The sequence below is a fragment of the Serratia sp. (in: enterobacteria) genome (assembly GCF_052400455.1).
Taxonomy (GTDB): Bacteria; Pseudomonadota; Gammaproteobacteria; order Enterobacterales; family Enterobacteriaceae; genus Serratia; species Serratia ureilytica.
This window is the reverse complement of record NZ_CP185812.1, coordinates 3948037-3969579: the sequence shown is the minus strand read 5'-3', so window position 1 is coordinate 3969579 and position 21543 is coordinate 3948037. Positions and strand designations below refer to the sequence as shown.

25 protein-coding genes are annotated in these 21543 nt (G+C 57.2%); 18 read left to right on the top strand and 7 right to left on the bottom strand.

From position 1 onward, the window contains the following. Positions 1-30 precede the first annotated feature (30 nt). Together ACORQT_RS19250 and ACORQT_RS19245 are read left to right on the top strand one after the other, a co-directional pair. Positions 31-1203 (top strand): MFS transporter, encoded by a 1173-nt coding sequence (locus tag ACORQT_RS19250; protein ID WP_197801928.1) that lies wholly within the window; start codon positions 31-33, stop codon positions 1201-1203. Between the two features lie 102 nt (positions 1204-1305). Continuing rightward, on the top strand, positions 1306-1644 hold the full coding sequence (locus tag ACORQT_RS19245) for a DUF2002 family protein (protein ID WP_042785237.1): 339 nt from the start codon (positions 1306-1308) through the stop codon (positions 1642-1644). 25 nt (positions 1645-1669) lie between these two features. Here the strand turns inward: ACORQT_RS19245 and ACORQT_RS19240 are convergent, their stop codons facing one another. Next, a complete protein-coding gene (locus ACORQT_RS19240) occupies positions 1670-2116 on the bottom strand; it encodes a DUF1198 family protein (protein WP_033644142.1) in 447 nt (148 codons plus the stop codon). A gap of 67 nt (positions 2117-2183) precedes the next feature. After that, complete coding sequence (locus ACORQT_RS19235; RefSeq protein WP_033644141.1) at positions 2184-2519, bottom strand: MbeD/MobD family mobilization/exclusion protein; 336 nt, start codon at positions 2517-2519, stop codon at positions 2184-2186. A gap of 184 nt (positions 2520-2703) precedes the next feature. Between ACORQT_RS19235 and smrA the strand changes: the two genes are divergently transcribed. Next, positions 2704-3276, top strand: coding sequence for a DNA endonuclease SmrA (smrA, locus tag ACORQT_RS19230; RefSeq protein WP_033651604.1), 573 nt, complete (start codon positions 2704-2706; stop codon positions 3274-3276). A gap of 50 nt (positions 3277-3326) precedes the next feature. On the opposite strand, the gene ACORQT_RS19225 is transcribed toward smrA, so the two are convergent. Beyond that, complete coding sequence (locus ACORQT_RS19225; protein ID WP_016929826.1) at positions 3327-3740, bottom strand: DoxX family protein; 414 nt, start codon at positions 3738-3740, stop codon at positions 3327-3329. A gap of 192 nt (positions 3741-3932) precedes the next feature. On the opposite strand from ACORQT_RS19225, the gene ACORQT_RS19220 reads away from it, so the two are divergent. Together ACORQT_RS19220 and ACORQT_RS19215 are read left to right on the top strand one after the other, a co-directional pair. Beyond that, positions 3933-4163, top strand: a complete 231-nt coding sequence (locus tag ACORQT_RS19220; protein WP_016929825.1) for a (4Fe-4S)-binding protein — start codon at positions 3933-3935, stop codon at positions 4161-4163. Between the two features lies 1 nt (position 4164). Beyond that, the gene (locus ACORQT_RS19215; RefSeq protein ID WP_033644139.1) at positions 4165-4443 is read left to right on the top strand and encodes a GNAT family N-acetyltransferase; all 279 of its coding nucleotides are present in this window, start codon (positions 4165-4167) and stop codon (positions 4441-4443) included. Positions 4444-4477: 34 nt separating this feature from the next. On the opposite strand, the gene ACORQT_RS19210 is transcribed toward ACORQT_RS19215, so the two are convergent. Then, the gene (locus ACORQT_RS19210; RefSeq protein WP_016929823.1) at positions 4478-4660 is read right to left on the bottom strand and encodes a YodC family protein; all 183 of its coding nucleotides are present in this window, start codon (positions 4658-4660) and stop codon (positions 4478-4480) included. A 120-nt stretch (positions 4661-4780) separates the two neighbouring features. Between ACORQT_RS19210 and ACORQT_RS19205 the strand changes: the two genes are divergently transcribed. Further along, the gene (locus ACORQT_RS19205; protein ID WP_033644138.1) at positions 4781-5296 is read left to right on the top strand and encodes a DUF1543 domain-containing protein; all 516 of its coding nucleotides are present in this window, start codon (positions 4781-4783) and stop codon (positions 5294-5296) included. A gap of 151 nt (positions 5297-5447) precedes the next feature. Next, the gene (locus ACORQT_RS19200; RefSeq protein WP_033651602.1) at positions 5448-5948 is read left to right on the top strand and encodes a GNAT family N-acetyltransferase; all 501 of its coding nucleotides are present in this window, start codon (positions 5448-5450) and stop codon (positions 5946-5948) included. A gap of 59 nt (positions 5949-6007) precedes the next feature. On the opposite strand, the gene ACORQT_RS19195 is transcribed toward ACORQT_RS19200, so the two are convergent. Continuing rightward, positions 6008-6742 carry a class I SAM-dependent methyltransferase gene (locus ACORQT_RS19195; protein ID WP_444859267.1) on the bottom strand — a complete coding sequence of 245 codons (735 nt, stop codon included), beginning with the start codon at positions 6740-6742 and terminating at the stop codon, positions 6008-6010. Between the two features lie 100 nt (positions 6743-6842). Here ACORQT_RS19195 and ACORQT_RS19190 point away from each other — a divergent pair, with 100 nt between their 5' ends. The 3 genes from ACORQT_RS19190 to ACORQT_RS19180 all read left to right on the top strand — a co-directional run bounded on the left by ACORQT_RS19190 (position 6843) and on the right by ACORQT_RS19180 (position 9557). Next, positions 6843-7295 (top strand): GNAT family N-acetyltransferase, encoded by a 453-nt coding sequence (locus ACORQT_RS19190; protein ID WP_197809846.1) that lies wholly within the window; start codon positions 6843-6845, stop codon positions 7293-7295. A 112-nt stretch (positions 7296-7407) separates the two neighbouring features. Further along, positions 7408-7824: a DUF2946 domain-containing protein gene (locus tag ACORQT_RS19185; RefSeq protein WP_233501940.1), complete on the top strand. Its 417-nt coding sequence runs from the start codon at positions 7408-7410 to the stop codon at positions 7822-7824. Between the two features lie 71 nt (positions 7825-7895). Then, positions 7896-9557 carry a DUF2534 family protein gene (locus ACORQT_RS19180; RefSeq protein WP_444859266.1) on the top strand — a complete coding sequence of 554 codons (1662 nt, stop codon included), beginning with the start codon at positions 7896-7898 and terminating at the stop codon, positions 9555-9557. 55 nt (positions 9558-9612) lie between these two features. Here ACORQT_RS19180 and ACORQT_RS19175 read toward each other — a convergent pair whose 3' ends face one another. Beyond that, positions 9613-10548 (bottom strand): LysR family transcriptional regulator, encoded by a 936-nt coding sequence (locus ACORQT_RS19175; protein WP_089192631.1) that lies wholly within the window; start codon positions 10546-10548, stop codon positions 9613-9615. A gap of 135 nt (positions 10549-10683) precedes the next feature. Here ACORQT_RS19175 and ACORQT_RS19170 point away from each other — a divergent pair, with 135 nt between their 5' ends. The 3 genes from ACORQT_RS19170 to ACORQT_RS19160 are packed head-to-tail and all read left to right on the top strand — an operon-like array spanning position 10684 to position 12866. Continuing rightward, complete coding sequence (locus ACORQT_RS19170) at positions 10684-11337, top strand: DUF3313 domain-containing protein (protein WP_025303964.1); 654 nt, start codon at positions 10684-10686, stop codon at positions 11335-11337. Between the two features lie 38 nt (positions 11338-11375). Then, positions 11376-11720 (top strand): DUF3302 domain-containing protein, encoded by a 345-nt coding sequence (locus ACORQT_RS19165; RefSeq protein ID WP_025303963.1) that lies wholly within the window; start codon positions 11376-11378, stop codon positions 11718-11720. A gap of 9 nt (positions 11721-11729) precedes the next feature. Beyond that, positions 11730-12866, top strand: a complete 1137-nt coding sequence (locus ACORQT_RS19160) for an HlyD family secretion protein (protein WP_164057731.1) — start codon at positions 11730-11732, stop codon at positions 12864-12866. A gap of 165 nt (positions 12867-13031) precedes the next feature. Here the strand turns inward: ACORQT_RS19160 and ACORQT_RS19155 are convergent, their stop codons facing one another. Beyond that, a complete protein-coding gene (locus ACORQT_RS19155) occupies positions 13032-13148 on the bottom strand; it encodes a DUF4113 domain-containing protein (protein WP_204317256.1) in 117 nt (38 codons plus the stop codon). A 319-nt stretch (positions 13149-13467) separates the two neighbouring features. Here ACORQT_RS19155 and ACORQT_RS19150 point away from each other — a divergent pair, with 319 nt between their 5' ends. Genes ACORQT_RS19150 through ACORQT_RS19130 form a run of 5 tightly spaced genes read left to right on the top strand, consistent with a single transcriptional unit; the run spans position 13468 to position 21541 of the window. Continuing rightward, on the top strand, positions 13468-13671 hold the full coding sequence (locus ACORQT_RS19150) for a helix-turn-helix domain-containing protein (RefSeq protein ID WP_049034488.1): 204 nt from the start codon (positions 13468-13470) through the stop codon (positions 13669-13671). Then, the gene (locus tag ACORQT_RS19145; RefSeq protein WP_164057730.1) at positions 13668-16397 is read left to right on the top strand and encodes a type I restriction endonuclease subunit R; all 2730 of its coding nucleotides are present in this window, start codon (positions 13668-13670) and stop codon (positions 16395-16397) included. The genes ACORQT_RS19150 and ACORQT_RS19145 overlap by 4 nt, the downstream gene beginning before the upstream one ends. Before the next feature lie 19 nt (positions 16398-16416). After that, positions 16417-18876, top strand: coding sequence for a type I restriction-modification system subunit M (locus ACORQT_RS19140; protein WP_164057729.1), 2460 nt, complete (start codon positions 16417-16419; stop codon positions 18874-18876). Beyond that, positions 18873-20816 (top strand): restriction endonuclease subunit S, encoded by a 1944-nt coding sequence (locus ACORQT_RS19135; protein ID WP_164057728.1) that lies wholly within the window; start codon positions 18873-18875, stop codon positions 20814-20816. The genes ACORQT_RS19140 and ACORQT_RS19135 overlap by 4 nt, the downstream gene beginning before the upstream one ends. After that, a complete protein-coding gene (locus ACORQT_RS19130; protein ID WP_444859265.1) occupies positions 20816-21541 on the top strand; it encodes a hypothetical protein in 726 nt (241 codons plus the stop codon). The genes ACORQT_RS19135 and ACORQT_RS19130 overlap by 1 nt, the downstream gene beginning before the upstream one ends. Positions 21542-21543 lie beyond the last annotated feature (2 nt).

Below are 21543 nucleotides of genomic sequence, written 5' to 3'. Positions count from 1 at the left end.
GTCTACCCCGTCCGATGCGAGCCACCTTCGATGACCGCAGAAAATAACCTCCAACTGAACCGACGCATTCTGTCCGTGGTGATGTTCACCTTCGTCTGCTACCTGACCATCGGCCTGCCGCTGGCGGTGTTGCCGGGGTTTGTGCATGACCACCTGGGCTACAACTCGGTGCTGGCGGGCCTTATCATCAGCGCGCAGTACTTCGCCACGCTGTTCAGCCGCCCGCACGCCGGGCGTTACGCCGATCAGTTGGGGCCGAAGAAGGTGGTGCTGTTCGGCCTGGCCTGCTGCGGCGCCAGCGGCCTGTTTTACGCGCTGGCGTTCGGCGTTGACGGCTGGCCGTGGCTCAGCCTGCTGCTGCTGTGCGTGGGGCGGGTGTTTCTCGGCGTCGGCGAAAGCTTCGCCAGCACCGGTTCCACGCTGTGGGGCATCGGCCGGGTTGGAGCGATGCACACCGCGCGGGTGATCTCCTGGAACGGCGTCGCCACCTACGGCGCAATGGCGGCCGGCGCGCCGCTCGGCGTGTATCTGAATCAGCAGTGGGGCTTGGCCGGGGTGGCGGCGCTGATCGTGCTGGCGGTCGCGGTGGCGCTGCTGTTGGCGAGCGGCAAGCCGGACGTCTCGATCGCCGCCGGGCAACGCATCGCCTTTCGCGCGGTGTTCGGCCGCATTTGGGCCTATGGTCTCGGGCTGGCGATGGGCACCGTCGGCTTCGGCGTGATCGCCACGTTCATCACCCTTTACTACGCCGACAAAGGCTGGAGCGGCGCGGCGTTTTCGCTGACGCTGTTCAGCTGCGCCTTCGTCGGCATTCGCCTGATCTTCAGCAATGTCATCAACCGCCACGGCGGGTTGAAGGTGACGCTGGCGTCGTTTCTGGTTGAGATCGTCGGGCTGCTGTTGATTTGGCAGGCCATCGAGCCCTGGATGGTGCAAACCGGCGCATTGCTGGCCGGCGCCGGTTTTTCGCTGGTGTTCCCGGCGCTGGGCGTTGAGGCGGTGAAACAGGTGCCGCCGCAGAATCAGGGCACGGCGCTCGGTACCTATTCGGCGTTCCTCGACCTGGCGTTGGGCATCACCGGCCCGCTGGCCGGGCTGCTGATCGGGCAGGCGGGCGTGCCGTCGATTTATCTGGCGGCGGCGCTGCTGGTGGCGCTCGGGGTGTTGCTCACTCTGCGCCTGCTGCAGCGCAGCCGGGCCTGATTCAGGAATAGTCCGAAACCCGGATTCCTCCCCAGAAAATCATTGTTTCGGTGAATGATTACGGTAAGGTCGCTCAGCGGTCCAGAATGAGAGGAGGAATCGATGTATTTACGGCCGGATGAAGTGGCTAAAGTGTTGGAGAATACCGGCTTTGAGCGTGATTATGTCACCGATCAGGCCTATGGTTACCGCAAGGGTGCACACTACGTGTATGTGAATCGCGAAGCGCGGATGGGCAGAACCGCGTTGGTGATCCACCCGGCGCTGAAAGAGAGAAGCGTGCATTTCGCCACGCCGACCTCGCCGGTGCGCACCAGCGAGCAATATCTGGAATTTCCCCTGGATTTAAGCAGCGACGCGCCGAATCAGCGTTACGGCATCGCACACGGCTTCAGCTCGCGCGAAGCGCTGTCGCGTTACCTCTACAGCATGTTCCTGTAAACGGTCCCCCGCCAGGGGGACGCTATCAGCCGTGGGCCAACGCTTCGCGGTTGAAACGCTCGTTGTAGGCGCGGCGGAACTGCGCCAGTTCAAACGCATCGATATCCAACTCGGCGAAGTAAAACAGCGCCGCTTCGGTGTGCTCGGCGTGCAGCTCCGGCGACAGCCCGGCGCGCAGCAGCACGTCGCGCCAATGGCCAATCTGCTCGTCGTCCGCCTGTTTGATGAACGTCAGGTAGATGAACAGCAGGTAAGCGGCCTGGTGCATCTCTTCGGTATAGCCGTTGTTCAGCATGCGGATAAAGGTCTGGCTTTGGCGGCCGCCCATTTCCTGGATCATCGATTCGATCAGCATCGGTTTGACCCTCAGCAGATGGGCCAGCGAATCGATGGCTTTACGGGTGTCGGACGTCAAAATGCGGTAACCGATGATGAATACGACGATCAGGGCGGCGAGGATGATCCAGGTCATTTAGGCTTTATTACACTCTCAGTACGCCAGAAGAGGGGCGGGAGGCGCTGTGCGACAGCGCCCGCTATCAATGCTGTTCGCCGCTGAAATTACCGACCGCGCTCTGTTGGCGCAGGTGGTGATTGAAGGTGGCCGCGTCTTTGGCCAGCGCGTCCAGATGGGCGCCGAGCATTTTGATCTGCTTGACCAGCGCATGCTGCTCCGGCACCGAACTGGCGGTGCTCAGTTTGCGCGCCAGTTGTTCATTCTGCGCCCGCAGCGCGGCTTCGCGCTGTTTGGCTTCTTCCAGCAGTTGCTGCAGCGCCTGGTAGCTCCGCTGCCATTCGCGGTGTTGCCGTTCGAAGCTGCTCTGCAACTCATTCATCGCATTTTGAAACTGGATTTCCAGCTCGCGCATTGTCATGGGCTCGATCCTTTGCGGCACTCAATGATGGCTTAGCAGTATAGCGAAAACTGCTCGCAAGCTCACCCGTTGACGACAATTGAGACAAATGCCGCTGACAATTCCTGGCTTGCAACCGCGCCAAGGCGTCTTACAATCGTCCCCATCCCCGGCCGTAAAGGCTGCCGTTCAAGAGAGGTGGAACATGAGCGAGCAGGAAAAAGACTTTTTTGAACAGGCGATGGCAGACGTGGTGCCGCTGGCGAGCAGGCGGCAGACGCTGTACCTCAAGCCGCAGGAGGCGGTGGACAAAAGCGCGCGGCGCGAAGCGCAGCGGCTGCGGCAGGAAAACTTCCTCAGCACCGATTTCCTCGAGGTGATCCCCTGCGATCGGCCGCTGGAGTTCAAAGGGGAAGGCATTCAGCAGGGCGTGCTGGACAAGCTACGCAACGGGCGTTACCCGCCGCAGGCGTCGCTGAACCTGCTGCGTCAGCCGGTTGAAGCCAGCCGGCAGGCGCTGTTCCGCTTCATTATGCAGGCGGAGGCGCAAAACCTGCGTTCGCTGCTGATCGTGCACGGCCGCGGGCGGCAGAACGAAAGCCATCCGAATATCGTGCGCAGTTACGTCGCCAAATGGCTGGCGCAGTTTGAACAGGTGCAGGCGTTTTGCCGCGCCTTACCGCGCGACGGCGGCGAGGGCGCCTGCTATGTCACGCTGCGTAAATCGGCGCAGGCCAGGGCGGAAAACTTTGAACGTCACGCCAAGCGCAGCCGGTGAAAGGATAGCCGAAATAAAATGGCCGGCGCATATCGCCGGCCATCGATGAATTATTTATTAAATATTTTATAGTCCAGCGAATAACGGCCGGCGCCGGTCACCGCCAGCAGCAGCAAACCGCCAATGATGCTGATGTTTTTAAAGAAGTTGATTTCGTTGCCCATCATTTCCATGCCGGTCATTTTCCAGAACGGATGGCCGATAAACGCGGTGCCCAACACATACAGGGCAAAAATGACCGCGATAGGGCGAGTAAACAGGCCGAGAATAAGCGCGATGCCGAAAATAAACTCCACCACCACGGCGACAATCGCCGCCAAATAAGGCATCGGCGTGCCATAGCCTTCCATCGCCGTGACGGTCGCACCGAAGTTGACCAGTTTCATCCAGCCGAAAATGATAAACAGAACCATCAGTAGAATGCGGGACAGCAGAATTACGCCGTCTTTTGAGCTATCACCCATTTCGAACTCCTTAGCCACTGTCGGAATTATGTTGTCTTGCTGAATAAAGATTAGAACAATTTACGGTTTTTTCTAGCGGCGACGGGCGGTTGCGCCACTTTTTTCGTTGGGTGAGACGCGTGGTGAAGCCGACGGCATTGCCTATACTTGAGCCTGGAGCAAAAACAATAAAACGGGCAATGTGAGGCCATGATGGATGAAGAATTGACCGCCGCAGGTTACCGCCGTTATTCCGGCGACAAGATTGACGTTTATTTTAACAGCGCGATATGCCGCCATTCCGCCAACTGCGTGCGTGGCAACGCGGCTATTTTTACCCTGAATCGCCGGCCGTGGATTATGCCGGACAATGCCGACGCGGCCGAAGTGAAACGCGTTATCGATACTTGCCCCAGCGGCGCACTGAAATATAGGGAGAAATAATATGGATCATAAAATACTGGCGGACGAGAAGCGTTTTTATATCAATGACGAGCACGGCAAGTTGATCGCCGAGATCTCTTTCGTGCCGAGCGGCGACAAGCTGACCATTATCGATCACACCTGGGTGGATGAGTCATTGAAGGGGCAGGGCGTCGGCAAAAAGCTGGTGGCGTTGGTGGTGGAGAAAATGCGCGCGGAGCAGCGTAAAATCATTCCGCTGTGCCCGTTCGCCAAGCATGAGTTCGATACCACCCCAGCCTACCAGGACATTCGCGCCTGAGGCGATAACGGGGCGCGGGGCGCGCCCCGATCATTCAGCAGACGCCGAAATCGCCGTCTTCGTGGTACAGCGCCACCTCGTTGGCCTGCACCTCCGTACGCTGTTCTTTACCCAGTTCATTCCAGCTGCAAACCAGGGTTTCGCCGTCGATCGCCACCACGGTCATCTTCGGGCCGCCGGTGGTGCGTTGTACAAAATCACCGATATTGAATGCCATGCGTTCCTCCACAACAGATTAAACCTCATCTATTGATAACACAGAATGGCGCCGCCGTTGGCAGGTGTTTCGTTATGTATTAAATTATACAGCGATTATTACCAGAGAGAGCAAACTAACATGCCGGGATTATTGATGTTTTATGTGGGCGGTACGGCGCCGGGCGCCAATATTGAGTTGCACGACGTGCAGTTCGCGGCGGCGGATCGGCCGGAAGAAGCGTATCCGCTGCTGCGTGAAAAGTGGTTCGGCGATAAGCGTAAGGTGCATGTCGACGGCTATGCGCGCATCGACTGGGCGGACGGTTACGACGTGAGCCTGGAGCCTGCGCCGTTTGCCGGCGAAGAGAGGCTGTTTTTCGTCAACGTGGGCGGCTACCGCAGCGATGAGCTGGCGGAATTGCACCAGTTCGGCCTTTTTGTGGCGCGCTCCGCCGACGAGGCGAAGGAGAAAGCCAAACGGGCGCTGCTGACGGACAGCGCGCAGCAGCACAAGGATGACCTGGCCGAGGTGGACGACTGCCTGCTGCTGCAGGCGCTGCAGGGCTACCACGTTCATCTGCGCGCCAACCCGCACGGCGAACCGGCCCGGCCGCTGTGGCAGGGGTATCTGCCGATCGGCGAACCCGCGTTATAACGCCGCTTCGAACACCCGCGGCAGGTTGAGAGCGAGGCGTTTCAAATCCAGATGCATGATATTCATTGCCTGTTGATGAAAATGCCGTTCATGCAGCATGAGAGGCGCTGTATGCTGGCAAGCACGACCATCAACTCACACGGGACTTGCCATGACCATTGAGATTTACCCGGCGCAAAAAAGCGACGCCAAACTGATTCTGGATATGATTATCGAGCTGGCGGTGTACGAAAAGGCGCGCGAGCAGGTGCGGGCCAGCGTGGAGGACATCGAACGCAGCCTGTTTGGGCCGGGCGCCTGTTCCGAAGCGCTGATTTGTACGGTGAACGGCGAGCCGGCGGGCTATGCGGTGTTCTTTATGAGTTACTCCACCTGGCTGGGTAAAAACGGCATCTATCTGGAAGACCTGTACGTGGCGCCAAAGCATCGCGGCGCGGGCGCCGGTAAAACGCTGCTGCGGCACATTGCCCAACTGGCGTGCGAGCGGCAGTGCGGCCGCCTGGAGTGGAGCGTGCTGGACTGGAATCAGCCGGCCATCGATTTCTACCTCAGCATCGGCGCGCAGCCGCAGGGCGAGTGGGTGCGTTATCGTATGGAAGGCGAGGCGCTGACGCACTTCGCGGCGCACGGGGCGGCGCTGCCGGTACAATAGCCGTTGGGGGGAGGCGGCCTCCCCAACTGTGGTGGTGTGAACGGTTTACTGCGGATCAATCAGGCGGGTTTGCGGGCGGCGAGAATGAAGATCATCGGGCGTTCCTGCTCTTCGTCCAGCGCCGGGGTAGCGGCGATTTGCTGCGCGCTGGGGCCCCATTCGTTCAAATGCTGGATGATAAACCCTTGCTGCGCCAGCGGGTTGATATAGCTGCCGAGCGTGCGGTGCTGCTTGATGACGCCTTCCGCCAGCCAGTTGGAGACGCGCTGGCCTTCCCGTTGGTAGCCGTTGACCGGCCAGGATTTCTGCCCGTTGCCGTCGGTCAGCCAGCCCTGCTGCGCCGGGGCGGTGTAGATTGGGTGCTCGGCGGTGAAGATGAACTGCCCGCCGGGTTTCAGCGCGGCGTAAACCGTGGCGAACAGCGCGGGCAAATCCTCGAGGTAGTGCAGCGTCAGCGAGCTGTAGACCAGATCGTAACTTTCCGGCGGCAGCTGCAGCTGCGCCAAATCTTGCCGACGGTACTCGATGCCCGCGTCGGCGGTCATCTCCCACGCTTTGGCCAGCATCTTTTCCGAGACGTCCAGCCCCAGCACGCTGGCTGCGCCCTGTTCGCGGGCGCTGCGGCAGAACCAGCCGTAGCCGCAGCCGAGATCGACCACGCTTTTTCCCTGCAAATCCGGCAGGATGCGGCGGATGGCGGGCCATTCCGGCGCGCCGTCCAGGCCGTGCTGCGAGCGGCTGAGCTGCGCGTAGCCGTCGAAGAAGGCCTGATTGTCATAGATGTTTTGCGTCATGATGACTCCTTGGGGTGAATGACGGCGGCGGAATGCCGCTGCCATACCGTGCATATTGCTGCATAATTCTACGCTGACAACATGAATAACGGGAATGACGATGGACATGATTTCGGTGCGGCAAGCGCCTGAACTGGCGCCGCGCGCCATTGCGTATTTTCAGCGGCACTGGGCCACGGCAGAAACGCTGATGATGTATGAAGACGCCATCAACCGCAGCCTCGGCGCCGCCAACCCGCTGCCGCAGTGGTACCTGCTGATGGAAAATGACCAGATCCTCGGCTGTGCGGGGCTCATTACCAACGACTTTATCAGCCGTGGGGAATTGTATCCCTGGCTGTGCGCGCTCTACGTAGAAGAGACGCAGCGCGGCAGGGGCTACGGCGCCAAGCTGATTGAGCATGTAGCGGCGGAAACCCGCCGGCTGGGCTTCCCGCAGCTACACCTGTGCACCGAGCTGGAAGGGTACTACGAACGCAGCGGCTTCGTTTATAACGGGCTCGGCTATCATCCCTGGGGCGAAGCCTCGCGGGTCTACTCGCGGGCGCTGTGATCGCCCTCGCCGGGGGCGGGTAAGACAAACCTGACTTTTCTTTCACCTCATCGCGCATCGCGGGTTACACTGGCCGCTTGTTCGCCACCGACCGGGTTAATTCGCCGCCGCGATGAGAGTGCCACGTCAGCTACAGCAACGCTTTACCGCCTGCATCGCCATTATGGCGGTGCTGTTGCTGTTTGTGGCGCCGGTGGTGTCGAAATCGCTGATGCACCACCCGATGATGGGCGGCATGGCTCAGACGGACGCCGCCATGCCGCACGACATGCACGGGATGGCGATGCCCGCCGCCGAGCATGCCGGCCACCACGGCATGGATCCTGCGGAGATGATTTTCTGCGGCTATTGCGAGCTGCTGATCCACGTGCCGCTGCTGCTGTGGACATTCGTCCCGCTGCTGTGGCTGATGGCGCGTATCGCGCGCCTGCCTTGCGCGCCGCGCATCGTCCCACCGCCCATTCGGCGCCTTGCTCTGCGGCCGAGCCCGCGCGGGCCGCCCGGCCAACCGTTTTTCCCTATTGCTTGATCATGGGTAACGCCGTCCGTATCGCTGCGGACGGTTTGCCTGCGCGCACAGTTTGAAAAACGAGAAAGGCCATGTCTTCAATAACCAAAACTCCACCTGCCGCATCGCCGCGTGGCGCGATGCTGAACCTGATCAGACGGCTGCATTTTTATATCGGCCTGCTGGTCGCCCCTTTTATTCTGGTCGCCGCGCTGACCGGCACGCTGTATGTGCTGACGCCGCAACTTGAAGAGGCGCTGTATCGCGATGCGCTTTTCACCGAACCGCACGGGCAGGCGAGATCGCTGGCCGACCAGATCGCCGCTGCCCGCCGTGCGGCGGGTGACGAGGCGCGCATTTACGCCGTGCGTCCGGCACCCGGCGCAATGGACACCACGCGCGTACAGTTCGCGAGTGCCGAGCTGGGCGCTTCCGAGTCACGTGCGCTGTTTGTCGATCCCTATACCCTGGCGATCAAGGGCGATATGACGGTGTACGGCACCTCCGGCGTACTGCCGCTGCGCACCTGGCTGGACAAGCTGCACAGCAGCCTGCTGCTTGGCGATCTGGGCCGCAACTACAGCGAGCTGGCGGCCTCCTGGCTGTGGGTGGCCGCGCTGGGCGGCGTGGCGCTGTGGCTGGCGACGCGGCCGAAGCGCAAGCTGAAAAGGGTGAAAGGGGGCTTCGCCGCTAACCGCCATTGGCATATCACGCTGGGCGTGGCGCTGCTGGCCGGGCTGCTGTTCTTCTCGGCCACCGGGCTGACCTGGTCGCAGTGGGCCGGCGGCAACATCGACGCGCTGCGGGCCAACCTGGGCTGGCTGACGCCGCAGGTCAACACCAGCCTGCAGGCCGATGCGCCTCAGACGCCGACCGATCCGCACGCCGAGCACCGCGGGATGATGCCTGGCATGAAGATGGGCCCTGCCGCGCAAAGCAATGCGCTGAACGGCGATTGGGATCGGGCGCTGCATGCCGCGCGCGCCGCCGGAATAGACGCCGCTAAGGTCGAGCTGCGCCAGCCGAAAGGCGAGGGCAAAGCCTGGACGGTGACCGAAGTAGATCGCAGCTGGCCAACGCAGGTGGACGCGGTTGCCATCGCGCCGCAAAGCTTCGCCGTCGTCGACCAGGTGCGGTTCGACACCTTCCCGCTCATCGCCAAGCTGACCCGCTGGGGCATCGACGCCCACATGGGCATTCTGTTCGGCTTGCCGAATCAGCTGCTGCTGGCGGCGTTCGGCCTCGGGCTGTGCCTGACGATCGTGCTGGGTTACCGCATGTGGTGGATGCGCCGCCCGGCGGCGGGTGCGCAGCATCCGGTGCAGACGCTGGTTGCCGCCTGGCTGACGCTTTCCCTGCCTGCCCGCGCCGTCACGCTGCTGGTAGCACTGGCGCTGGGTTATTGCCTGCCGGTAATGGGCGTGAGCCTCGCGGCGTTGCTGCTGGTGGACGTAGGGCGCTGGCGCGGCCAGCGGCAAGGGCTTCGGGACGAAACGCCGGAAGCGGCCGCCCGCCGCGCCGAGGTGCGCAAGTTCCGCGCGGCGGTGGCGACAGTGGCGGTGGCGGTCGGCTGCGTGATGGGCCGGGCGATCCTCGGTGGCACCGTCGAACAGTTTCAGCTGCCGATCGGTGACTGGAGCGCACAGATGGTGATCATGCAGAGCCTGATGGTGCTGCTGTATACGCTGGTGTTCACCCTGCTGCTTTCCATTCCGCTATGGTATTTCTTCCTGGGGGAGAAAGAGGGGCGGTGAGGTATTTTGCGCTGATGTGATGCGTTAAACCCCGCTGCGGCGGGGTTTTTCTTGGCTATATCAGCCGGTGTGCGTGCAGTTTGACGCTTTCCATGATGCTGTCCATCGTCACCTGCACGCGGTGCGGCAACACGCCGCGCCGGCGGTAGATCAGGTAGGCCTGCATATCGATGCCGCGCTCGCGCGCCAGGCAGGGCAGCAGCGTGCTGGCATCGAGCTCGGCGGCGACGGAATAATACGGGGCGTAGACGATGCCCAGGCCCTGTTTGGCCAGCTCGATCGCCGGCAGAATGTTATCGCAGACGCTGGCGCCGTTGATCTCGACCTGCACCAACTCCCCCTGTGCACTGTAGCCGCTCCAGGTATTGCGGATGCCGCCCAGCATGCGCAAGGTAATGCAGCGATGCTGCGACAGTTCATCCAGCTCATTCAGCGGCGAGCGGGCGATGTAATCCGGCGCGGCGAACAGCCCGACGCGAAAACGGGTAAAGGGCCTGGCAATCAGGCTTTCGTTTTGCGGCTGGAAAAAGCTGATCAGCAAATCGCAGTCGCTGTCGAATACTGCGCCATATTTTTTCTCGCGTTCGTCGGGGTTGCGGGTTACCAGATCGACAGTCAGCGCCGGCGCAGCGTGCAGCAGCGGCGGCAGCAAATAGCTGGCCAGGAAAGCGTGGATGCCGATCGGCGCGCCGAGCGTGACCATGCCGTTCAGGCTGCGCTTATAGGTGCCGGCCATATCGAGCAGATCGCTATGCTCGTTCAGCAACTGCGAGGCGCGGCGCAAGAATTGTTCGCCGAACTCGGTCAGTGACAGAGTGCGCGGGCCGCGCAAGAACAGCTCCAGCCCGAGCCGCCGCTCCAGCGCGGTGAGGGCGCGCGACACGTTAGACTGCGGCATATCCAACAGCTGCGCCGCTTTGCTGACGCTCGCCGTTTCGGCAATGACGCGGACAATCCTGAGTTCTTCAATGCGGAAGTCTTTCTCTTTCACTGGCCGGCTCGTATGAGTTTGTATATCAAAAATGATATACACCTTTGGCGGCATTGTCATATGACTTATCACGGGTGGGTGGGTATCATTCGATTTGATTATTTGCTATCCACAAAAATAAAGAGAAATCCGTCAATGAAAGTGACAAGAGCGGTTATTTTACCTGCGCTGTTATTACTGGCCGCGTGCTCGTCCGCCGTGACCGAAAAAGAAAAATACTCGACCTTTCTGACCAATTATAACGATATCAATAAAGGTCAATCCGCGTCCGGCAAAGACGTTTTATATTGGAAGGACAAGAACGTCGATTTTTCCCGTTATCAATATCTGGTGTATCAACCGATGATCTATTTCCCGCGGCCGAAACCGAGCGAGATGGTGAGCCAACGCGCGCTCGACAATATCCTGAATTACACCAACCAGCAGTTTAAGCAGGCGATGGGCACCCATTTTACGCTGGTGGACATGCCGCGCGAGCATACCCTGATTTTCCGCGGCGCCATCACGGCGATCGACACGCAGAAGAAAGGGCTGCAGGTCTATGAAGTCTTGCCAATCACGCTGCTGATCGCCGCGACGCAAAGCGTCACCGGGCACCGTACTATGGAGAGCGCGGTCTATATGGAAGGCGAGTTTATCGATGCCGCGACCAATCAGCCGGTCATTAAAGTGGTGCGTAAGGCTTCGGGGGAAAATCTTAATAATGAGAAAGCACAGCTGAAAGTCACCGACGTGAAGAATGCCATCGATACCATCGCCAACGATATCAGACAATATAACACGCTATAGAGATTATTTATTTCCATTATTCTCAACCAGGACTTTACATGTTTCTTAACTATTTTGCTTTAGGCGTACTGATCGCAGTATTCCTGATATTATTCTACGGCGTCATTATTATTCATGACATTCCTTATTTACTGGCGAAGAAGCGCCGCCATCCGCATCAGGATGCGATTCACGTCGCCGGTTGGGTCAGCCTGTTTACGCTGCACGCCATTTGGCCGCTGCTGTGGATCTGGGCGACGCTCTATCGGCCGGAACGCGGCTGGGGCATGAGTGAAAGGCCGGAACCCTCAACGGATCTGCAGGCGCGCATCGCAGTGCTCGAAGCGGAATTACAACGCCTGCAGGAAAAGCCGACGGCGGTTCCCGGCCCCACGGTAAGTTGAGCGTAGCCTATGGATTTGCTCATTATTCTCAGCTACGTGGCGCTGAGCTACGGCGTATTTAAACTGTTCCGCATTCCGGTCAACAAATGGACCGTGCCGACTGCGGTGCTCGGCGGAATATTTATCGTCGGCGCCTTGATTCTGACGATGAACTACAACCATCCGTACAGCGATCGGGCGCAGAAAATAGCCGTTTCTGTGCCGATGGTGCCGCAGGTCTCGGGCATGATCGTCGAGGTGACGGAGAAAACCAACGTGCTGCTGCACAAAGGTGAAGTGCTGTTCCGGCTCGACGACAGCCGCTACCGCGCGCGGCTCACCAGGCTGGAGGCTGACCTGGCTAGTGCAGAGGCGGAGATCAGGACGCGACGGGCGGCGCTCAGCGAGTCCGCCGCCAACGTGCAGCGGGCGAACGCGGAATACGAGCGTGCCCGTAAGGATTACCAGCGCTATGCGAAAGGGGCGGCCATGCCAGTCAACCCATTCTCGGAGCAGGACGTCAGCCATGCGCAGCAGCAGTACCAGGCGCAATCCGCTGCGCTGCAGGCGGCGAAAGCCCAGTTCCAACAGGAACAGGCGCGGTTGTCCGGGCGCTATGACGGCGAAGACGCCACGATAGCCAGCCTGAAATCGCAAATTGCCGAAGCGCGTTACAACCTGGAACAAACGGTGGTGCGTGCGCCGAGCGACGGTTATGTCACGCAGGTGCTGGCACGGCCGGGCACGGCGGCGGTTCGCCTGCCGTTCAAACCGGTGATGATCTTTATCCCGCAGCAAAAGCGCCAGGTGGTGGCGGTGTTCCGCCAGAACGCCATCCTGCGTTTGGCGCAGGGGGATCAGGCTGAGGTGGTTTTCAACGGCTTGCCGGGACAGGTTTATGGCGGCACCGTGAGCCGGGTGCTGCCGACGATACCGGACGGCAGCTACCAGGCCAGCGGCGCACTGCAGGGCCTGAGTACCACGCCGGGCCGGGAAGGGGTGTATGTAATGATCGATCTGGCGGCTAACCCCGACCTGGCTCACTTGCCCGACGGCGTGAGCGCCCAGGCGGCGGTCTATACCGGGCACTTCGAGCACGTCTCCGTGATGCGCAAAGTGCTGCTGCGCATGACCAGCTGGCTGCATTACCTCTATCTGGATCACTAGCCTGCATCGGCCCGGGGGAGCTCGGGCCAAGGGGCTTCCCCCTGAATGTGACAAAAACAAAAAAGCCCGCAACCGAAGTTGTGGGCTTTTTCGCTATTATCGCCGGGTCTATCTGGTTCACTGGGCTGGCGAGCTTTGAATCGGCAGCTCAACCTTCTGTGGCTTTTACCTCGCAACCAGTAGGTCCTCCCAGTGGTTGGTGTAACAGGGGCTCAATTGCTCTTGTCGCATTATACAATTAGGTGAACTCGAGCCTTGACTGGCAAAGCTTACGCGCCCAATTCCTTGGCTTGGGTTTAGTCCATAACTGCTATCAACTCATCCGATTGAGCGGACGGCGGTACAAACATGTTGGCTTGTTATTGTTTTTCTAATGATCTGCTATTTTCAGTTATTTCAATAGGCCACGAGATTCACATCGAGAATGGGCTAGATCATCGTGCTGCTCGAACGACAGGCCGAGAATTCGAGTTCGCTGTTCGCACCTGTAAATGGGAAGCAGTCAACTACCCGCTAATTTTGCATAGCCATTTAAGGGTTGATTAGGTAGACTTTTAATGACTTTAAACGACTTTAGTCCTTTTTGAAGGGTGCCACTGTTATGACCGCCGAACCCTGGGTCACCGCCCTCGACGTTGCCCAACACTTGGGTGTTGTCAAAGATACTGTCTACCGCTGGCGCGAACGCCAGGGACTGCCCGCCCATAAAATTGGCCGGCTGTGGAAGTTTCAGCTCTCTGAAGTGGACGAATGGGTGCGGGCTGGTGGGGCGGGTGAGCCTGCTGAGGGAGGTAGCACAGAATGACTTCAAACCGTGATGAAGCACAGACTCGCACCGAGATTATTGATTCGCAGCTCTCTCGTTCTGGCTGGTCACGAAGTCGGCGTACCCTTATAGAGGAATTTCTGCTCAAAACGGCGGAGCCCGAGATTACCGACAAGGACTACCAATATGCGGATTACATTTTGCTCGGCTCAGACGGTAAACCAATTGCTGTAGTCGAGGCTAAACGATCATCTCGCGATGAACTCGCAGGAAAGCGCCAGGCTGCAGATTACGCGGATGCGATCAAAACCCAATTTGGCAGCGACCCGTTTATTTTCCTCACCAATGGCAAAGAAATTCAATTTTGGGATCGTGCTCGTTACGCCCCTCGCAAGATCTCCGGTTTTTATACCCGAGATGATTTGGAGCGCCTACGACATCAGCATCAGTTCGCCGAGCCCGTGAGCAATGTAACTATCAATGCTGACATAGCCGGACGCGACTATCAAAACGAGGCTATTCGTCGCGTCACTGAAGGCGTAGATGCCGCCAAGCGCAAGTTCCTATTGGTGATGGCCACTGGTACGGGCAAAACGCGAACGACCATTGCCCTAGTTGATACCTTGCTGCGCTCCAAGCGCGTGCAGCGAGTGTTGTTCCTGGCAGACCGACGGGAATTGGTGCGTCAGGCTATGTCGGAGTTCAAATCATATTTGCCCAATGAAAGCTTGGCTCGCATCGAATCTGGCGAAACCTCTGGGGCTCGCATCCAGTTTTCCACCTACCCAAGCATGATGCAGGTGTATTCGCGCCTGTCAGTCGGTTATTACGACCTGATCGTAGCCGATGAAAGTCACCGCTCCATCTACCAGCGGTACAAGACTATTTTTGATCATTTTGATGCGATACAGCTCGGGCTAACCGCAACCCCAACCGATTACATCGACCATAACACATTTGAACTATTCGATTGTGGCGACGGTGCTCCCAGCTATTACTACAGTTACGAACAGGCAATCGCTGATCAGAACCTAGTGAATTACCGTGTGCTTGACGCACAAACCAACTTTCAGCTTCAAGGTATTCAGGGGGACGCACTACCCGGGCCCTTGAAGCAAATGGCACGTGATCAAGGCGTAGATCTTGATGAGCTCAATTTCGATGGCAGCGACATCGAAAAAGGCATCATCAATCAAGGAACCAACGATGCCATGGTGAAAGAGTTTATGGACAAAAGCCGCAAAGATGTTCGCGGCCTGCCGCACAAGTCTATCATCTTCGCCGTCAGTCACGCTCATGCCAAAAGGCTTTACGAAGGCTTTAATCGCCTATATCCAGAGCTGCAACGCCAGGGCATGGCCGAAATCATCGACAGCCACATGGAGCGTGCTGACGCCACGTTGGACGATTTCAAATACCGTACCATGCCGCGTGTGGTCATCTCGGTGGATATGCTTGATACCGGAGTGGACGTTCCAGCTATTCAAAATTTGGTCTTTGCCAAGCCTGTATTTAGTAAGGTCAAGTTCTGGCAGATGATCGGGCGTGGCACACGACTACATATCGACAAGGCAACAGGCGAAATCAAGAAGGATTTTCTGATCATTGATCACTGGAAAAACTTCGCCTACTTCAAGCTCAAACCCGATGGCGAAGTGGAGTATCCGAGTGAGCCGCTGCCAGTGCGTCTGTTCCGCCTGCGGTTGGAAAAGTGGCTGCTTCTGCACTCCCAGCAGCAAGATACACAAACAACTATCGCCTCTTTGCTGGCCATGCTGGATGCTTTACCTCGGCACAGCATCAACGTGCGGCCGCATTGGGATGATCTCGACATGCTGGCGCGGCAATGGCCAGAGCCAAGCCAAAGCGCACTGGAGCATCTATCCAGGACCATCGCGCCATTGATGCGCTTTGCACTGTTGGTATGCTTGGAAGAATTGCAGTTCCGCATCTGGTGTGAGCGTCTTACTGTGGCCTGTCTTAAGGGCGATGCTCTCGAAAAAACCAAAGTGCAGGAACGCATCCAAGAGGCTGTGAGCAGCTTAGCCGACAACATCCCCGAAGTGCAGCGTGTGGCTGAACAACGAGTTTGGGTGCAATCTGCTGGTTTTTGGCTGCACCTAAATGCGGCACGTCTGGGGACGCTGCAATCCGTGTTCTCACCTTTGATGCGCTATCGCACATCCATACCAAGCCGCACGGTCGAAATCAATCTACCGGACAGCATTACGCAACGTAGCTGGATAATTTATGGCCCTACCGGAGAAGGTGCTTTCGCGGAAAGCTATCGTGAGCAAGTGGAAGCGTTGGTACGCCGGCTGGCGGGCCAGCTGCCAGAATTAGCCAAACTCAAACAAGGCGAGCATCTGGATGACGAGGAAATGGACCAAGTCAGCAAAACATTGAACCAAGCTGATCTGTTCGTTACCGAAGACACCTTGCGCAAAGCTTTTGAAGCCCCAGCTGCATCGCTGGCTGATTTTTTACGCCACATACTTTGTGAAGGTGCGCATCTGCCTAACCGCGAGCAGCGCATCAATGCCGCTTTTGAAGCATTCATTGCCGCTCACGGCTATTTGCGTGCCAATCAACTTAACTTCCTACGCGCTGTAAAGGCCGCCGTGCTGCGCCACGGGTGCATTACCCGTGCAGCACTCGGCGAACCACCGCTCTCGCGCGTGGGCCGAGTGGAAACGCTATTTCCGCCGCAGGACATCGACAAACTTATTAACCTCGCCAACCAACTGTTGGACGACGTAGCCTGATTTATCAAGGACACCCTGAATGCTTGCACCTCATATCAAGAAAAAAGTTGACGAACTTTGGAACCGCTTTTGGGCAGCTGGCCTCACCAACCCCTTGGTGGCAGTTGAGCAAATCACCTATCTGCTTTTCCTTAAACGCTTGGAAGACATCGATCTCAAGCGCCAACAACGAGGCTTTTCCTCCATTTATGTGGGTTACGAATCCTGTAAGTGGAGTTACATCCGTCAAGAAAAGACCAATCCCGGCCATTTGATTGACGTGGTTTTCCCGTGGTTACGGGAGCTCGATAAACACTTCAGTAGCGCCAGCGCCGGCGGTACAGAGCTATCCAGCCTCAATAACCGCATGGCTGATGCCTACTTCCAGCTAGACCCCAACAAAGGCAAGGTGCTGAGCGACGCGATTGATGCCATCGATCAACTCTTCGCCAGAGCGGGTGAAGGCTCAGCCGCCCAAGACATCATGGGCGACACCTTTGAGTACCTGCTTAGCGAAGTAGCCACGGCAGGTAAGAACGGCCAGTTCCGTACACCGCGACATTTGATCCGTTTCATGGTTGAGCTACTCGACCCTAAGCCAGGTCAAAGCGTCATAGATCCCGCCGCCGGCACAGGTGGTTTTCTGTTTAGCACTCAGCAGTACTTAATGCGTAAATTCTCCGCGCAAGACAATCTCGTGTTGGAATGGGACGGCACCCCACATCGCACCGATGGCGCCGCCGCTACACCAGAGCAATATGCCGCCATCCACAACGGCGCCTATTTTGTCGGTCTCGATAACGACCGCACCATGGCTCGCATCGGCTGGATGAACTTGGTGCTACATGACGTGACCGACCCGCACTTGCTACAGGGCGACTCCCTCAGCAAACGCGAAGGAAAAGCCAAGCTTAAAGAACTGCTTGAGCCTAGCAGCTATCAATTCGTGCTGGCTAATCCCCCCTTTACCGGAACAGTCGACAGCGGCGATCTGGAGCCTGACACCCTACTGTTTCCACGCGTGGGCGGTGGTGGTAAGAAAAAGGATGAATCAATCACCAACAAGAGCGAACTGCTCTTTCTGTGGTTGATGCTCGACTTACTCGATATTGGCGGGCGCTGTGCGGTGATCATCCCCGAGGGTGTTTTATTCGGCAATACTGATGCCCACGTGCGTTTACGCCGCGAGTTGCTGGTCGAGCATATGGTGGAAGGGGTAATTTCCCTTCCCGGCGGTGTTTTTCAACCTTACACCGGCGTCAAGACCTCCATTCTGATCTTCAGAAAAGTCACTCGGCGCGACAACAAGCAAAACTTGCCCAGCAACGCCGCGCCACTCACCGAACACGTTTGGTTCTATGAAGTGGAGGAAGACGGCTACTCAAAAGATGCCAAGCGCAATCCACGCCCAGGCCAACAAAACGACCTATGGGATGCGCTCATCAAGTTCAAAGCTTGGATCGAGCATGGTCGCAGTGGCGCGCAAAGCCATGAAAAGACCTTGCTGCAACCTAGTTTTTATACCGAACGCTGGCGCCAGGCCCTACTGCGTGACACTGCCGATAAACTCACACCCGCAGGTGAAGCTTTCTCGACCTTGCCCGACACCAGTATGTGGGACGGTCAGGTATGGGGCATACACGAGCTGTTTCCCGAACTTCCTGCTGACCCTAAAGAAGCAGAAAACCAGGTGCGCAACGAAGCCAGCCGGACACTCTACGATTTGGTGATCCAGTTCTTCGCAGCCCCCACCCAGCCTGTGTGGGCCAAGTGGAAAGACAAGGCCACTACAGCCGAACAAATGGCTAGCGACAAGGCGCTGGCGGAATGGAAAAAAGCCATCAGAGTACCGCAGCAAGAATTCAACCGTGCCGCACGCGATGTGCAACGCTTTTTTGAAGCGGAAGATGGGCCCGCGCTACAGATGTGGAAAGGCATGGTCAAAGATGCGCTCAACGCCGGCTTGTCCTACCACCAGCGGGTAGTCATGCAAGCGCCCACGGTACAGTTCAGCACCTATGAGCCGGTGGCCGACCTAAACGCTGCATTGGAAGGCATCGCTCGCGAAATGGCTAAGCTCGACGGCTTTGACGTAACCCTACGTAGCCTGGCTATTGATCAAGCAACCGAGCTCAAAGCTGTCAAGCATTGGGTCGTCCCCGTGCGGGCTTGGGCGCGTAACGATGAGTGGCAAAGTGCAGATGGACAGCTCGTAGGCTCACACGATGCAGATGGATTAGTGCGGCCTTCTTACGTGGAAGCGATGCTGGCCGATGGGCTCTATGCCGGAAAAGGTGTACTGAAAGATGGATTACTAGACTCGGACTGCATCGAGGCTCGGGACTGGAACCTCTCCGCTGGCCAGTACAAACCATTCGACTTCACCCAGCTCAAGAGCGACCAGAGCGTGGCCGAATTGATAGGCGCGCTTAAAACTACCGAGCAAGAGATTATCAAAGGCTTGGATAAATTGCTGGCGATGGTGGAGGGGCGGGAATGAAGTTGCCAGAAACTTGGGTGCAAGCTCGGCTAACCGATGTTTGCGAATTGAACCCTCGACTAATTGCAGATCAGAGGCCAGAGGACGATACAATCGTAACTTTTGTACCGATGTCCGCTGTTGATGAACATCGCGGCGTGATAGACAAAGCAGAAACTCGCATGTTCGCAGAGGTGGCAAAAGGCTACACAAGTTTTCGTGACCATGATGTGCTTTTCGCAAAAGTCACGCCTTGCATGGAAAATGGAAAAGCTGCCATAGCTCGGAACCTGAATAATGGTCTTGGCTTTGGCTCCACAGAATTCCATGTATTGCGTTCGAACAATGTTGTTCTTCCGGAATATATTTTTAGTTTTATTCGGCAGAAAGCTTTTCGAGTGCGTGCAGCATCCGCGTTTGTGGGGACAGGAGGCTTGCAACGGGTCCCATCTGATTTTCTTTCACGAGTAAAAATCCCACTCCCCACGCTCCCCGAACAACAGCGCATCGTCGATGTACTGCAACTGGCGGAGGAGGTCATTAAGGCTAAGAAGTCCATTAGCGATCAGGTTGATAACTTGGTTCGGACGGCCTACTGGGAATATTTTGGCGATTGGTACACAGCTGATGGCCTGATTGATCCAGTTCGAATCAGCGATTACGTGGCGGAATCCCAATATGGGGTATCCGAAGCTATGGGCGAAACCGGAACGCATGCGGTATTGCGAATGAACAGCATGACCGCAAGTGGCTGGCTGGATTTGACGGATTTGAAATACGCCTCCCTGTCGAAAAAAGACATTGAATCAACGAAATTGGCCGATGGTGACCTTCTATTTAATCGTACAAACTCAAAGGAGTTGGTGGGAAAATGTTCTATCTGGCGACCAGTTGAGGGGGTATTCAGTTTTGCATCTTATCTTGTGCGACTTCGATTGAAGCCAGAGATGTTGCCTGAGTTTCTCTGGGCTACGCTAAATAGTGCTTATGGAAAATATCGCCTTTTAAATTCAGCCAAGCAGGCCGTTAGTATGGCGAACGTTAGTCCGACGGATCTCGGACGTATCACCGTTCCCCTGCCTCCGCTGCCGTTACAACAGAAGTTTTCTGAATTGGTGCGTGAAATCGAAGCGTTACGGGCTCAGATGCTTGGAAAGTTAGAGATGTATTCCGAATTGCAGGAGTTCATTAGCCAGCAAGCCCTCGTCGGACATTTGACTGCAAACTGGCGTGTTGCGCATACAGATAAAATTATCGAGGCTGCCAAAGCTCGCGATATATCGCTGCGCGAACACGGCACTAAGACCGTCAATGCGACATCAAATAATGTGATTGCCAATACAGTACAAACCGATTCTACCACCCACACCGAGCGCCAATGGTTGCTTAGCGAGATCAGTGAGTTCCAACGCCAAGTGTTGTCGACCTTCACAGATTATTGCCAGGAGAGTGGCCAACCCCTGTTGGTAGAAGATCCGGAGGTCTTTTCTCGATTTTGCGATCACGCGACTGTGACAGAACGTCTACAAGTCTTTGGCCAGTCGCACGGCAATCGAATCCGCCGCTCCTTGAGCCAATTGGCTTCACTGGGTTTGATCGCCAAAATTACCCTGCCCAAGCAAGATCTAGAAAGCGGCGAACTGGATTACCTTAAAGCCTTCCGCCCCTTGCGCCCGGAAGAGTTCACACGTATGGCCGATGTGAAGGCTCTGCGTAAAACATTGACGTCCGGTATTGACCAGCAGCACTACCATTTTGAAGTCCAGCTGGACTACGAGACCTCTGAACACGCTGGAGCAAGCGGAATGTTTCAAGTTTTCGCCGTTGAAGATGAAGACGGACAAGACTTCACTAACTTGGTGGACTTGGGCAAGCATTACGCCTCGCTCGATGAGCTGAAAGAAGACATCGCCATCGCGCTCAAGGTTGAGGCGCGGCAAGTTGATTTGGAGTCTGTCTAATGCGTCTTCGTTACTTACGTCTGCAAAACTACCCACCCATCTCTGACATCAAGGTGTGTTTTGCCAGCGGCTCGCCGCTGGCGCGCGTGTGCGCCATTCGTTTCGTCGTCGGTGTGAATGGCAGTGGTAAGTCCAACCTTCTGCGGGCTGTCGCCGAGGTTTTCCTGGCATTGGCGGATGGACAGCGAACCCTTTTCCCTGTGCAATTGGTATATGAACTTGGGAAACGCGGCGCACCTAACGCGCGAACATTGATCGTAGATTGGCTCGGAGATCGTCAGTCCGCAAGCCTGTGGATTGCCGACAAATTTTCTTTCCCAGACAACCTTACGGTGGATCAATTCGAGCAAATGCTTGCGTGTTTTTCAGCCGAATCCAGCGATATTCCTTCGGAGTTTCGACCACTTGTGCACAAAGGTGAATGGCCCACAGGATCGGTGACGCCGCACAGCATTGCCTTACCTTCCGCAGTTCTGGCCTACACCACCGGAGATTTGCGCCCTTGGCGTTCTGTGTGGAATCGCAATCAGCGCGCAGAAGGTATACTTGATAGCAATGATAATGCCCAAAGTGACGAACGCCCCGCAGGCTGGACCGTCGCTCAGGAAAATGCCTTTCAAGCAGTGCAACAGTCGGGGGGGATACCCAACGGCAGCCACAGAATGCAAACCTTGGCGAGATGGATAGCTTCCGCCGCCCGGTTTTGCTTGACGCCACATTGCTGAAA